Raw genomic sequence first — 15,150 nt, forward strand, 5'->3', positions numbered from 1 at the left:
AACAATGGCGAAAATGAACTAAATTCACCCTTGATTATGCAAAGGTAAATAGTACCTTTTTTATATATTTATTCACATCGGCACGTGACATTCAATCGCCATTTAGGCTAACATTTTAAAAAGACGAAGATTGCCCAACGCTTGAATCCAGCAACTTTAAATCTTCGCCTTTTTAAAACGCTACTTTCGGGGAAAATTTGCCAAGTATTGACAAATTTTGACAGTTTTCGCGTGTCCGCTGAGACTTAATTTTTTATACCTTTTAAGGTATAATTTATTCTATAAACAAAATAATATACCCAAAAAGGTATAGTTTTTAAATATTTTATTAACTTGCACCCATATGGGTATATTAATGAAAGATTGGAATCGACATAATGCTATAGCTGATTTCGTTAGAACAAACAGAAAAGCAAGTAAAATGACACAGACAGAGTTATCAGACTTGACTGGCGTTGGACTTCGCTTTGTGCGCGACCTTGAACAAGGAAAACCAAATTTAATGACCGATAAAGTGAATCAAGTATTGCTCTTTTTTGGTCATCAATTAACACCAACACCTATAAGCGATGAGACAAGGAGAAATTTGGGTGCATAATCAAAAAGCAGGAATGCTTATTGAAAATGATGAAGGTTATCTATTTCAATATGATAAAGCATATTTGGCATTGAAAAATGCTACACCTGTATCCTTAACATTTCCGTTACAGGAAGCACCCTTTACATCAGATAATTTATTTCCTTTTTTTGATGGATTAATTCCAGAAGGGTGGTTGTTAGATATCGCACAAAAAAACTGGAAACTTAACCCAAGAGATCGTATGGGATTATTACTAACCACCTGCCGTGATTGCATAGGTAACATAAGTATTATAGAACATGAGTAGTTGTTTAGCTTGTCATAAACCATTAGCATCAGGAGACAATCAGTATCACCCTGCTTGTCTTGATCGTTTTTGGGAAAGTGACACACCTGTATTTCAATTAGATTATGATATATCACAAATAAATGAGCTTGCTGAAGAAAACGTTGCACAGCGTATTATAGTAACGGGTGTACAGCCAAAATTGTCAATGGGCTTTACAAAAACTGCAACTGAAGAGCGTTTAACCATAGTTGGTGCTTTAAACGGAAGATATATTTTAAAACCACCTTATTCTGCTTATCCACAAATGCCAGAACTAGAAGCTTTGTGTATGCTAATGACCCAAGCTTGTGGCATTGAAACCGTTCCTTTTTTATTACTGCCTTTAAAAGGTGGAGAGTTGGCTTACATAACGAGACGTATAGATCGTAATGCGCAAGGCGATAAGTTCGCTATGGAAGATGCATGTCAATTTAATGAGCGACTAACAGAGCATAAGTATAGAGGGTCTTACGAGCAAATTGCCAAAGGGATAATCGCCTACTCTAAAAACCCCATAAAGGATGTTGTTCATTTTTATGAACAAGTAATTGTGTCTTTCTTAATGGGAAATAATGATATGCATTTAAAGAATTTTTCGCTTATAGCGAAAGCGTCCAACGCATACGAACTCACACCAGCATACGATATGATTTCAGCACAATTATTATTACCAGACGATTTAGAAGATTTAGCATTGAATCTTAATGGAAAGAAGCGAAAGTTAAAACGAGGAGATTTTAATGAAGCCATGTTAAAAGCGCATATACCAGAAAAAGCGATTGAAAATCTTTGGAAACGTATTGAAAAAGGGATGCAGGAATGGTCAGGATTAATTGATCACAGCTTTCTTTCTGAAGAACGAAAAGAGAGTTTTAAAAAATTAATAAATAATAAAACAACTCAACTAACAATTGAAGTTGTCAAAAATTAATTTAGAATAAAAAATGGCAAATAGCAAACACGCGCATTTAAGATATAATATTCTAGATTATTGCTTTCGTAATAAGTCTTATGGTTTTGAGGAATTATTAAGAATTCTAAATGAAGGTATTACAGAGTTATATCCTGGTGAAGAAATTTCAGAAAGAACTTTGCGCGAAGACATTAAAGTTTTCAGAGATAAGAAAGAAGGATTTGGGGCACCACTTAAAGAAGGAATGAGAACTTATAAGTACTCAGATACTAATTTCTCTATTGCACAGCGACCTTTACAGAAATATGAACAATATTTAATTGAAGCTGCACAACAACTTTTATCTAGATTTGAGAATCATCCAAAGTATAATAAACTGGCAGAAGCTTTAATTAAGTTTCAAGACGAAGAAGAACAAGAAAACGATGCATCTAGAATCTTGTTTTATGACCATAACGAAGAATATAAAGGCATAAAATTCCTAAAACCATTATATCTAGCAATCAAGAAACAGCAAGTGCTACAAATAAACTATCAGGGATTTAAAGACGAATCTTCTTCAATGTTTGAGTTTCATCCTCACATATTGAAACAATACAATAGAAGATGGTTTGTTTTTGGCTTGAATAAAACTAGAGAGATTAAAGAATGGAGTATTCCATTAGATGAAAGACTTATAGGTTTTGAAACACTTGAAGATGTCAATTATTTAGATTCAAACAAAGATTGGGAAACCTTTTTCAGAACAATGGTTGGTGTAGTAAGACCTAAAGAAGCACAAATAGAAAAAGTTGTTCTACGATTCCATAATGGAAGAGAAAATTATTTTAAAACAAAACCATTTCAACCAGATTACGAAGAGTTTTTTGAAAAAGAAAAACAAGATCAAGTTTGGTTTGAGACAATAATAAATAAAGAATTAGTACAACAGTTATTGTCATATGGTCAAGATTTAGAGGTGCTAGAGCCAGAGCTATTAAAAAAGCAAATGAGAGAACATTCAAATACAATGCAACAGTTTTATAAAGACTAACTGTGCGGATACTCTGCGTAGTTAAGTGATTAATTTGTAGAGTAAAATTAAAAAAGAGATACTATAATTATGACCCTACACGAAGCTATAGAACAAGTACTGCAGAATGCAGAAAAGCCTCTTTTATCGAGAGATATAGCTGATATCATAAATGATCTAACCCTTTACATTCGTAAGGACGGGCTTCCAGTATCTGCTTCACAAGTAACAACAAGAGCCAATAATTACTCTAAACTCTTTACAAGAGAAGCGGGTAAAATTAAATTAGTAAAAGATGATATTGTTAGCTTAAAATTTCAACATTACAGAAATTTATTAGTTCATCAATCAGATTTTAACAGAATGGCTGGTAAAACAGGCAGCATCAATTTACTTATTCAAGCACTTGAAGAACTATTGCATGAAGATAATTACAAGTTTTCTTATAATTCAGTGTCAGAGCCAAATTTTAGTTATGCTGATAGGAACAGTCAACCAAGAGAAAAACTACTTGTAGCGTACAAATTATGTGATTGGTTTTTTAAGCAGTCTAGTAAGTATTCATTAAGATTAAATGATAGGTTAATTACAGTCCTATCGGGTTTTAAATGGTTCGCAAATAATGATAATTTAATTGAAACTTATTTTGAAGGATACAATGATTTCCTTTTAAAAATTGCAGCCGATAACAAAGGGGCTACGTTTTCAATTAAAAGTAAGTATAATCCAAACTTTTTTAATGAGTATGAGCACGACAATCAAATCAACAGAATAATTTCAAAATTAATTGACCAAGGTAATTTTGCCTACATGATGTCCCAAACAACAACTACAGGTATTTTTATTCCACCATTTAGTAGAAGTGCGGCCAGAAATTCAAGAGGGGAGTTTGATCATATTTTATCAAAATTACAGAATAATCATTACGAGTTAGATAAAGCTATACTAATTGTACCGTCAGGTGTTTTAAGCAGTCAAGCATCATTTAATAAGGAGGCTAGAGAGCAAATTATAAACTCGGGTGCTTTAGAAACTGTTATTTCATTTCCTAACGGCATGTTCGAAAATACGGCTATTAATGTATCCATGCTTATTTTTGATTTTAACAATAGAGATAATAAAGTATTCTTTTTAGATGCCTCAAATATATTAAAGGAGGATATGTCAGAGATGGTTAGAACTATAAATAATAAAAAATCACTTCGAGATATCTCCAGAACTATAACTTATCAAGACCTCTTTCATTACGATTTAAACCCAAAGAGATATGTAGTTAATATTGATGATATAGAAGTCAAGCCTGGCCATCAGTTATATCCTATTGGGCAACTAATAGTAGAGCGAAAATACGGTGCAATGTTCCGAAATAAAAATAGTTTATATGTAGGAGGGGAATATAAGTTGATTAAAATGGGAGATATAGACAAAAATGATCTCTATTTCGAAACAAAAGAGAATATGCTCGGTATTGATCACGACGAAATTCAAAATGTAGATAAGCATTTAATAAGAGGTGGTGTAGTATTGAGTGCATTTCATAAAAAAATCAAGGCATCGGTTTTGCCAAACGATACGTCCTTTGCATTGGGACAAAACTTGTATTGGCTTAAATTTAAAGAAGATGAAGTTTTAGATGAATATGTAGCCAGAGAATTAACACAATCGTATGTTACAAAACAAGTAGAATATTATTCCAAAGGAGCCACAATTGCCAGATTGAATATTAGGGATTTAATGGAGATTAATATTCAGGTTCCTAGTTTGGAAGAGCAAAAGAACATCCTCTTTAAAGAATTCAGAAAATCAGAAAAGGCAGTTCATGGTGAGGGTATAACTAACAAGGAACAAGATTTCATAAAAACGCTTAAACACACGCTCAAACAACCGTTATCTGGATTGAGCAATGATTTCTCATCATTAAAATCGTTTTTAAAAGAGAAAACAAAGACGAAAGAGTCAATTGAGAACACTGAAACAATTGTACCTGTTTTTGATACAGATACACCAGAACAGATAAAAATTCATACACTTAAAAATACACTCGATAGAATGGAGCGTGCGGTTACAGATATGGATTATATTCTAGAACAGGCAATCAAAATCATTTCTATTTCAGAACCTGCAAAGGAAAGTATCGAGCTGAAAAAGTTTTTGCAAAACATTGCATCAGAATATACAAAAATTCAGTTTAAAGTTACAGGTAAAGAAATAGAGTTTTTGGCAGACCGAAAGCAATTAAGGATCCTCATCCACAATTTCATCAGTAATGCAAACAAGCATGGGTTTCAGAAAAGTTCGGAAAAGCCAACAATATGGTTGGAGATAAAGCCTAAAGATGCGATTTCATTTCAACTGTCAATTCGTAATAACGGAGTACCATTACCACCAGAATTTACCATTCAAGATTTCTTGGCAAAAGGAAGCTCAATTCGATCAGATGTAGGTAGTGGCTTTGGTGGCTTTTTAATTGGTTTAATACTAAAAAAGCACAAAGGACAAGTAGAACTTATAAAAAATGAAGGCTTTGGAATATTGCCACATAACGTAGAATTTTTAATATCCCTACCAAAATAATTAATATGTCTAAACCAATAAAAGTACTATTAGTAGATGATAAAAAGGACTATTGCGAATCGCTATCTGGTGTATCACGAAATAGTAATATTAAAGTAGAATATAAACTGGATTGGGAAACAGGTTTTGAACTTTTAAAAAATGATCAGTCTATCGAGTTTGTTATTCTAGATGGAAAAGGTAAAATTGAGGCTGACCAGGAAACTGAAAAAGATAATTTTGTAGTTCGTGCTATGAAAGATATTGACAACTATTCAACGCAAATAAGTAAACACATCCCCTATTGTGTTAACACAGGTTTTATGGAACGTTTTGAAGCTTTAGAGGATAATGTGAATATATTCGAGAAAAACGATAAGGATAGAGATAAAATGTTTCAGCACATCATTGAAGAAGTCACAAAATCAGAATACCGTACGTCAAGAATAAAATTCGAAGAATCATTTTTAGCTTTTGATAAAGGGATAATAAATAAAGTACATGAACATTTATTAATAGAAATTATTAATGCGTATGAGGCAAAAGACTTTCGCAAAAAAAACATTAATGTTCAAAGAGATTTACTTGAAGCAATTTATATGGGATTAAACGATCCGATTCCATGTATCCCAAATGGATTATTTAAAGATGATGGAAAGCCAAATCATGAATGGTGTACGCGTTTTATGGAAGACAGAGAAACAAATGGAAATAAACTAAATAAAGCAATACCTCAAGATATAAAATCAGCCTTTAGAAAACTAAAAGAATCTACCAATAGATATTCTCATCTCGATGATAATGAGGTTTTAAAAGCACCTTTTTCATCAAACAAATTTTTACTTATTGAAATTTTGGAGTGGCTTCCGGAATTTGTTGAAACTAATTATAAAAATTATTTATAACGATATATGATCACAGGACAACTAAAATCACAAATAGACCAAATCTGGAACACCTTCTGGACAGGCGGAATATCAAACACCATCACAATTGTTGAGCAGTTAACCTACCTAATCTTCATCAAAGATTTAGACGAAACCGAAACACGTAACGAGCGTATGGCAAAACGACTAAACAAAGACTTTAGTCCTATTTTTGGTAAAGACCAGCAAAACTTTCGTTGGAAGAATTTAAAAGAAATGGATGTACAAGCACGTCACAACATTTTCAATAATTCTGTTGATGGTATTTTCCCATTCATTCGCAGTTTAGGTAGCGAGAAAAGTTTGTTTAGCACCTATATGAAAGATGCCTCTTTTAGTATCAATAAAGCGGCAACATTAGACCTAGTAATCGAAAAACTAGAGCGTGTTGACATGTCAAAACAAGATATAAAAGGAGATATCTACGAGTACTTATTATCTAAACTAGAAGGTGGTGGTACATCTGGTCAGTTTAGAACACCAAGACACATTATTAAGTTAATGACAGAAATGATGCAACCTACACTTGAAGATACCATATGTGATCCTTCAGTAGGCACAGCTGGTTTTCTAGTAGCATCCAAAGAGTATATAGACAAGCATTATAGTGTTACAGAGCTAGACAAGCGTAAAGACCACATAAACAAACATATGTTTAACGGTACCGAGTTTGATGCTACCATGTTGCGTATTGCCTCAATGAACCTCTTTTTACACGGTGTAGAAGAACCTAACATTGTAGATGTAGATGCAGTAAGCAAAGACAATACGGTTAGCGATGCCTATACTTTAGTATTAGCAAACCCACCATTTAAAGGGACTATAGATAAAGAAAGTATCGCACCAGGACTGCGAAATGTCACCGATACTACAAAAACAGAATTACTGTTTTTAGCTTTAATGCTTCGCCAATTGAAGAAAGGAGGGCGTGCAGCAGTAATTGTACCAGATGGGGTTCTGTTTGGAGCAGGAAAAGCTTTTAAAAGCATACGCTCAGAAATTGTAAAAAACCATAAGTTGGAAGCGGTTATCTCATTACCCAGTGGTGTATTTAAACCATATTCTGGAGTTAGTACCGCTATAATTATTTTTACAAAGACCGATAATGGTGGTACAGATAAGGTGTGGTTTTATGATATGCTGGCAGATGGTAAATCTCTAGACGATAAACGGGACCTATTGGTAGAACCAGAAGTATTTGAAGCCTTTTCTTTTGGTGATGCTTTTGCTCAAGAAGCCAGTGCAGGTAAAGAAAATTTACATAGCAAATTTAATTTACCAGATATTTTAGCACGTTACCCAAAACGTAACCAAGAAAAAAGAGCAAGGACAGAGCAATCCTTCTTAGTACCATATAAAGAAATAAAAGATAATGATTGGGATTTATCTATTAATCGTTACAAAGAAATTATATATGAAGAAGTGGAATATGATGCACCTTCGGAAATATTAAATCGAATCAAGACTTTGAATAAGGAAAGAGATTCATTAATCTTAAAACTAGAAAAGCATTAGTATGATTGATGAAATTGAATTAGCTAGCCTTTACGCCAAAAAGACTAAAAGTCTAAATCCGAAAAAGTTTAAAGATGAGACATTTGAATTATACAGCATAAGAGCTTTTGATAATGGGTATCCTGAGATAATCACGGGTGCAGAAATAGGTTCAAGCAAGAAAATTCTTGAATATAATGATGTAATACTAAGCAGAATAGTTCCTCATATTAGAAGATGTTGGGTAGTGCCTAAATCTGATAAACTGAAGCAAATTGGCTCTGGAGAATGGATAGTTTTTAGAAGTGATAAAATCTATCCTGACTTCTTGAGATATTTCCTTTTATCTAACCCTTTTCATTCAATGTTCATGAATACAGTTAAGGGTGTTGGAGGGAGTTTGTTGAGAGCAGATCCAAAGCAAGTAGGTAGATTCAAAATCCCACTACCATCCTTAAACTCTCAACAACTCATCGCCAGCATTCTAGACGATGCTTCACTCTTACGGGATAAAACTATGCAACTACTCAAAGAATACGATTTGTTAGAGCAATCAATCTTTTTGGATATGTTTGGGGATGTTGTGAATAATCCAAAGAATTGGAAAACAAAGACAATAGAAGGATTAGTAGTTAATGTAAAAGGTTCAATAAAAAGAGGCCCTTTTGGTGGCGCTCTAAAGAAAGAAATTTTTGTAAAACAAGGTTATTTAGTGTACGAGCAATACCACGCTTTAAACAATGATTTCAATTTTGAGAGATATTATATTGATGATAAAAATTTTGAAAGACTGAAAGGATTTGAAGTTAAACCTGGTGATATAATTATAAGTTGTTCAGGTGTATATTTAGGTAAACTAGCAATTATACCTAAAGATGCCAAAAAAGGTATTATCAATCAAGCTTTACTAAAAGTAACATTAGATGAACAAAAAATGAGAAAAGACTTTTTTGTCTTTCATTTTACCCAACAGAATTTTAGAGATAAATATTTTGGAGCTAATAGAGGAGCAGGAATACCTAATTTTCCACCAATGGCAAGCTTTAAAAAGTTTCCATTCATTGCACCACCTATTAATCTTCAAAACCAATTCGCAGAAAAAATAGACTTAATCGAACAACAAAAAGAGTTAGCTAAACAAGAGCTACAAGAAAGTGAAGATTTATTTAATTGCTTGTTACAAAAGGCGTTTAAAGGGGAGTTGGCTTAATAGCTCGTCATTGCGAGGAAGCTGGACGCTGCAATTTCATTAATAAAAACAATAATTATAATAATAAAATTAAAAAAAAGAATATAATTTAACAAAATAGGGTCGAGTGGCCGAGAAGAACGTTTCGCACAATTATTATCATTTGAGATATACGTCAAGTGAGTACTAAATACCAATGTCAAGAGAAGTTAGATTTATTTCTGCTACAATTGATAAAACAGCCAGAAATGCGCTTGTTAAGTTGTTTAGTTTAATGTTGTTCATGGGTTGATATGTTATTTTAATGACCTCTATCGCAATATAAGCAATTATTATACCTGAAAAGTGTAGCGGTATTATAGCCGAATTTCTGGTGAAACTACCGACAGAGCATTGTTCAATCATAAGCCTGCTACTAGCGAATCTCGACCCTTATTTTTATTATGAAGAAAAAAGAAGAGCATCCTTGGATAAAATTTAAAAAATATCCACATATAGGTTTTCCATTAGAGCGTAAAGACATCGCTAAATTGGAAGGCTATATTATGGATGACACCAAAATTGAAAAACACAGTTTTCTTCCTTTTCTACACCGTACTATTTACCAAAGAAAATTTAGAGCAAACACAGAAGGCTTATTAAATAAAAGTAAGAAACGCACAAGAATTAAAGCAATAAGACCTAAAGCAAGAGAAATATATTTTGCTAGTCATTTTGATGCTCAAATTTATTCCTATTACAGTTACCTACTTTCCGAAAAATATAAAGAGTTACTTAAAACAAAAAGTTTCGATAAGTCCATTGTAGCGTATCGAAAGCTTGAAATTGAAGGAAAGAAGAACAAGAACAAATGCAATATAGATTTTGCTTTGGAAACATTTCAATTTATAAAAGATAATCAGTACAAAGAGCTAACTGTTATTGTCGCTGATGTTACTAAATTCTTTGACAGCTTAGATCACAAAATTCTCAAACAAAAATGGGCAGAAGTTTGGGATGGCTCAACAACACTTCCTAAAGATCATTTTAGAGTTTACAAATCTTTAATCGATATGAGATATGTAAACGAGAATTTGCTGTTTAGAAATTATAAAGACCGCATTTGGGTAAAAACAAAAACGGAAAACAATCCTAATAAAACGAGAGTTAAACAAAAACCAATTAAACATAAGAAGTTTTTAAAAGATAACAACGCTATAGCATACTGTGAGAAACCTGAGTTTTTAAAAAACAGTTTGCATTTAATTTCAAAAACTACTGAAACAAAAGGGATACCCCAAGGAACAGCACTTAGTGCAACATTGGCTAATATTTATATGTTAGATTTTGATCAAGAAGTTCAAGATTTTATAGATAGCGATAGCGTAAAAGGATTTTATCAGCGTTATAGTGATGATTTAATCATTGTCGTGCCAAGAGAACATGAAGAGGAAGCTATTAGGCGAATACGATCTTTAGTCGAGGATAAAGCAAAATTAGAAATACAAGCTGATAAAACAAAGGTATATCATTTTCATCAAGCAGCAGGACAGTTTAAGGGAATTGAAGTTGATGAAAATACGGGTGAAGAAAAAAATAAAACACTAGAATATTTAGGGTTTGAGTATGATGGTCAGCGTGCTTTGATAAAAACTGCTGGCTATTCAAAATTTAATCGTTCTATGAAACGAGCTTTTAAAAGAGCAACCTCTTTAACTATAAATGCAGATACTACAGACGATAAAATTCATAAAAGTTCATTATTCAAGCGTTTTACTTACAAAGGTGCTAAAAGAAGACAGATTTATAATGGTAAGACCAAAACAACACGCTACGATTGGGGAAACTACCTAAGTTATGTAGAAAAGGCTAATGTGTCTTTCCAGGCGTTTAATGGAGGTGATAATATTAAAAAGCAATCAAGAAAAAGCTGGGAAAGATTTAATGAGTTGATGGGTAAAACAATCAAAAAAGTGGAAAGAGCCAAAATGGAAAAATGAATTACCGGAAAGAAACATATCCTAGTAACTTAAATTCTTTGTTAGATAAAGCAATGCTAATTGCAAGTGATAGTATTGAAAAGTTAAACTTCAATAATTGTCCAGGCATTAATGATTTGTATTATGAGTTACATAAAACTTGTGGTGTTCAACCGGAGTATTCTGTAGTACGCGACAAAAAAGTATATAATGCCATGGGATATGTTGCAAATATAAAATCAGGAAAGTCAAAATCTTTGAATGAATTTAAAGGCTTGTATGTTTTTGGAGAGGAGATAGATGGTAAAGTAACACCAGTATATGTTGGTATTAGTAGAACTGTATATAGAAGACTGAGACAGCACGGTTTTGGTAAATTGCATAATGAGTCAACCCTTGCTTATTTAATGGCAAAAAACGAAAATAAAGAACTTACTAGAGCAAGTTCTAGTAATAGTATTCTAGAGCCTAAAAAGGAGCTTTTGAGAAATTTTAAGGTGGCACTATATCCAGTATTAAATGACTATGAATTGTATTTTTATGAAGTAGTATTAGCAGGTATTTTAAAAACAAAATGGAATACTTTCCGAACACATTAGTATATTAGAAGTATGAATTCAAATTTCCAGTTTCTTAAAAACGAGTTTGCCACCTTTCACGATAGAGCAGTTAAGGCAGAACAGTTGGTTATTACAGACCCTCGTACATCACTAGTGTATAGTCGTATGGCGTTAGAAGAAGCTATAAATTGGATGTATGCGAATGACGAAGACCTTGAACAACAATATAACACAACCTTACATAACTTATTAGTACAGCCCGAATTTAAAGAACAATTCAATCATAAATTATATAATGAATTATTCATTATTAAGAATGCAGGAAACTTAGCAGCACACAACAAACCCGTAAATGATATAGATTCACACAAGGCTATAGAGGCACTCTTCTATTTTGGCAAGTGGTTTATCAAATCATATGCAAAAGAGCCAGTAAGTGAAATAGGAATTTTCGACTTTGATTATATTCCTAAAGAAGGTGGCAGTACACTTTCACGTAAACAAATAAAACAACTTCAAGAGCAACTTGATAAAGAACTAGACACGTATCAAGAGCAACTAAAAACCAAAGAAGCCGAAAGACAGCAACTAGCTGATGAAAATGAGCTATTTAAAAAGCAAATAGAAGCATTACAAGCACAAATAGAAGCGAATAAAGTTGAAGCTAATATTGAAGATGAAGTTAACCATCCACGTAACGAAGCGGAGACGCGTAAATATTTGATAGATGTTGCACTTCGTGAAGCGGGTTGGGATTTAAAAGGAGTTAACGATAAGGAGTACAAAGTGCAGTTCATGCCAAAGTCTACAAATAAATCCGAAACTGGATATGTAGATTATGTGCTATGGGATGATGATGGTTTACCATTAGCACTAGTAGAAGCAAAACGAACCTTGGAAAGTGCGAGTAAAGGTGAAAATCAAGCACAACTGTATGCTGATAGTTTAGAAAAAATGCATGGTCGTCGACCAGTAATGTATTACAGTAATGGTTATGAAATTTTCTTGTGGGACGATCAGTTTTATAAACAATCACGTCGAGTTCACGGTTTTTACACAAAAGCAGAACTACAGACTGCAATGTTTCGTCGTACACACCGCATGGATATTCGCACTACACCTATAGATACAGAGATTTCAGGACGTTCGTATCAAATGCGTGCCATAAAAAGTATTGCAGAACATTTTGCAGGTAATGATAAAAGTGATGGTAAATTAATAGGAACTAATCGTGGTGCACTTTTAGTATTAGCTACAGGAACAGGTAAAACAAGAACATCTATTGCATTTTCAAAATTAATGCTAGAATGTAATTGGGCAAAGCGTATTCTGTTTTTAGCAGACAGAACCAGTTTAGTAGATCAAGCAAAACGAAACTTTGTAAAGCATTTACCAGAGCATACTAGTGTCAATCTTTTAGAAGAAAAAGACAATCCAGACGCGCGCTTTGCGTTTTCCACCTATCAAACAATGATGGGTTTAATAGATCGTAGTCGAGATGAAGAAGCTCGTTTTTACGGCGTTGGGCATTTCGACTTAATTATAATTGATGAGGCACACCGTTCTATCTATAAAAAATACCAAGCCATATTTGAGTATTTCGATGCCTTATTCTTAGGACTTACTGCAACACCAAAAAATAGTATAGATAAAAACACCTATCACATATTTGGTTTAGCAGATAAATCACCTACAGATGCATATACCTTTCAAGAAGCAGTAGATAATAAACATTTATCACCGTATCACACTATTGAAATTCCTACTAAATTTCTTCGTGAAGGGATTAAATACGATGAGTTGTCTGATGAAGAAAAGGAAGAATTTGAAGAAGAAATATTAGATGGTGAAGAAGCAACAGGTAACGAGTGGATAGCTTCTTCAGAATTAAACAGTTGGTTGTTTAACAAGCCTACGGCTATAAAGACCTTGCAATATGTGCTAGAACACGGTATTAAAAAACGTGGTGGTGACGAATTAGGTAAGTCCATAATTTTTGCTAAAAACCAAAAGCACGCACAGTTTCTTAAAGATACATTTATGGAGCTCGATAAAGAACAATTTGGTAATGATTATGTAAAAGTAATAACCCATAATGAGCCCAAAGCCAAAGAGTTTATAAATCGTTTTTGTGACGAAGAAAAAGAACGTTTACCACAAATAGCTATTTCAGTAGATATGATGGACACAGGGATTGATGCACCTAGTTGTGTTAATCTGGTGTTTTATAAGCCCGTAAAATCGTATTCCAAGTTCTGGCAAATGATTGGTCGTGGTTCTAGATTACGTCCAGATTTGTTTGAAGCAGGTCAAGACAAAACACATTTTTTGATTTTTGACTTATGTGGGAATTTTGAATTTTTTAATGAGAATCCAGAAGGTATTGAAACAAGCTCACAAAAGAGTTTAACGGAGATTTTATTTGGTTTACGATTACGACTTGCAGAATATTTAAAGAGCAATCAGTTTATAGACGATGATTCACTACAAAGTTTTAGAACTGAGTTGTTAGATGGTTTACATAAAGATATTGCAACACTAGATTTAGAGCGATTTGATGTAAAAATGAAACTAGAAATTGTTCACGAATTTGGTAATGATAATCGTGAGATCTGGAACCATTTATCCAAGCGTGATGTAAAGCGTATAGAAGATGAATTAGCACCTTTAGTTAAACCACAAAAAGGAGATACAGACTTAGCGAGATATTATGATAAATTACTTTTCACGCTAATAACGAAACGATTAGAAACACCAAATAGTGAAGAGTATATCAATAGCTTTATGATACCTATTACGAAAGTAGTAGGGACATCAAAAAAGCTATTAAAGAAAACGACTATACCAGCTGTCAAGTCTAAAGAAGCATTAATAAAATTACCCTTGGAAGAGGATTTCTGGAAGGTACAAGGCATTGTTCATCTTGAGAAACTAAGAAAAGGTGTTCGTGAGCTCGTAAAATATATAGATCCAGAGGATCAACGTTATGTAACTACAGATTTCGCAGACTATATTATTGAGGATAAAATAAAAACAAATAGATATTCAGACACAGAAACACCTGAATATGGATCACCCTTTCAAAACAACATACATCGTCTAGAACAATTAATTCGTGCAAATGAAAACCATATCACCATCGCAAGAATTAGAAAAGGTGAAAGGATTACAAAAGAAGAGCTACAAGTCTTAGAGGATATCCTATTCAAAGGAGGAATAGATAAAGAAGCTATTGAAAAGGAATTAGGTTCACAGTTTAGTCTAGTTAAATTTATCATATCATTAATGGGATTAAGTCCTGAGAAAGTAGATGCTGCTTTTGCAAAATTCACCAATGATTATCAATTAAACGCTGTACAAATACAGTTTCTTGATACTATTAAAAAATTCCTGACTACTAATGGTAAGATTGAACCTAGTAAACTATATGACTCACCATTTAAGAACTATCACAGTATGGGTATAGATGGCGTGTTTACGGAACAACAAGCAGATGTGATTTTCAAAATAGTAGAAAACTTTAATCAAGCCAATTAACTTATAGCAGATTACACTTATAAACTATGCAGTTACTTCGCATAGTAAGGTCGTAGTATTGCAGTATTAATCTTAAATACTGTTCGTATGACTGCATATC

Annotated in this window: 11 protein-coding genes; all 11 read left to right on the top strand. The window is 33.0% G+C overall.

What is annotated here, in order from left to right:
- Positions 1–343 precede the first annotated feature (343 nt).
- The 11 genes from GQ45_RS06255 to GQ45_RS06305 all read left to right on the top strand — a co-directional run bounded on the left by GQ45_RS06255 (position 344) and on the right by GQ45_RS06305 (position 15,050).
- Positions 344–598 carry a transcriptional regulator gene (locus GQ45_RS06255; RefSeq protein WP_231555162.1) on the top strand — a complete coding sequence of 85 codons (255 nt, stop codon included), beginning with the start codon at positions 344–346 and terminating at the stop codon, positions 596–598.
- Positions 570–887: a HipA N-terminal domain-containing protein gene (locus GQ45_RS06260; RefSeq protein WP_047416057.1), complete on the top strand. Its 318-nt coding sequence runs from the start codon at positions 570–572 to the stop codon at positions 885–887. Before GQ45_RS06255 ends, GQ45_RS06260 begins: the two co-directional genes overlap by 29 nt.
- Positions 880–1,839, top strand: a complete 960-nt coding sequence (locus GQ45_RS06265; RefSeq protein ID WP_047416059.1) for a HipA domain-containing protein — start codon at positions 880–882, stop codon at positions 1,837–1,839. The genes GQ45_RS06260 and GQ45_RS06265 overlap by 8 nt, the downstream gene beginning before the upstream one ends.
- A 13-nt stretch (positions 1,840–1,852) precedes the next feature.
- The gene (locus GQ45_RS06270; protein WP_047416061.1) at positions 1,853–2,854 is read left to right on the top strand and encodes a YafY family protein; all 1,002 of its coding nucleotides are present in this window, start codon (positions 1,853–1,855) and stop codon (positions 2,852–2,854) included.
- Positions 2,855–2,923: 69 nt separating this feature from the next.
- A complete protein-coding gene (locus GQ45_RS06275) occupies positions 2,924–5,407 on the top strand; it encodes an N-6 DNA methylase (protein ID WP_047416063.1) in 2,484 nt (827 codons plus the stop codon).
- 5 nt (positions 5,408–5,412) lie between these two features.
- Positions 5,413–6,291, top strand: a complete 879-nt coding sequence (locus GQ45_RS06280; protein WP_047416064.1) for a hypothetical protein — start codon at positions 5,413–5,415, stop codon at positions 6,289–6,291.
- A gap of 6 nt (positions 6,292–6,297) precedes the next feature.
- On the top strand, positions 6,298–7,827 hold the full coding sequence (locus GQ45_RS06285) for a class I SAM-dependent DNA methyltransferase (RefSeq protein WP_047416065.1): 1,530 nt from the start codon (positions 6,298–6,300) through the stop codon (positions 7,825–7,827).
- A gap of 1 nt (position 7,828) precedes the next feature.
- Positions 7,829–9,016, top strand: a complete 1,188-nt coding sequence (locus tag GQ45_RS06290; protein WP_047416066.1) for a restriction endonuclease subunit S — start codon at positions 7,829–7,831, stop codon at positions 9,014–9,016.
- Positions 9,017–9,438: 422 nt separating this feature from the next.
- Positions 9,439–10,974: a reverse transcriptase domain-containing protein gene (locus GQ45_RS06295; protein ID WP_052188133.1), complete on the top strand. Its 1,536-nt coding sequence runs from the start codon at positions 9,439–9,441 to the stop codon at positions 10,972–10,974.
- Complete coding sequence (locus GQ45_RS17505) at positions 10,971–11,552, top strand: hypothetical protein (protein ID WP_156125363.1); 582 nt, start codon at positions 10,971–10,973, stop codon at positions 11,550–11,552. Before GQ45_RS06295 ends, GQ45_RS17505 begins: the two co-directional genes overlap by 4 nt.
- A 12-nt stretch (positions 11,553–11,564) precedes the next feature.
- On the top strand, positions 11,565–15,050 hold the full coding sequence (locus GQ45_RS06305; protein WP_047416067.1) for a DEAD/DEAH box helicase family protein: 3,486 nt from the start codon (positions 11,565–11,567) through the stop codon (positions 15,048–15,050).
- Positions 15,051–15,150: the final 100 nt, after the last annotated feature.

Origin of the sequence: Cellulophaga sp. Hel_I_12, assembly GCF_000799565.1 — a bacterium.
Classification (GTDB): domain Bacteria; phylum Bacteroidota; class Bacteroidia; order Flavobacteriales; family Flavobacteriaceae; genus Cellulophaga.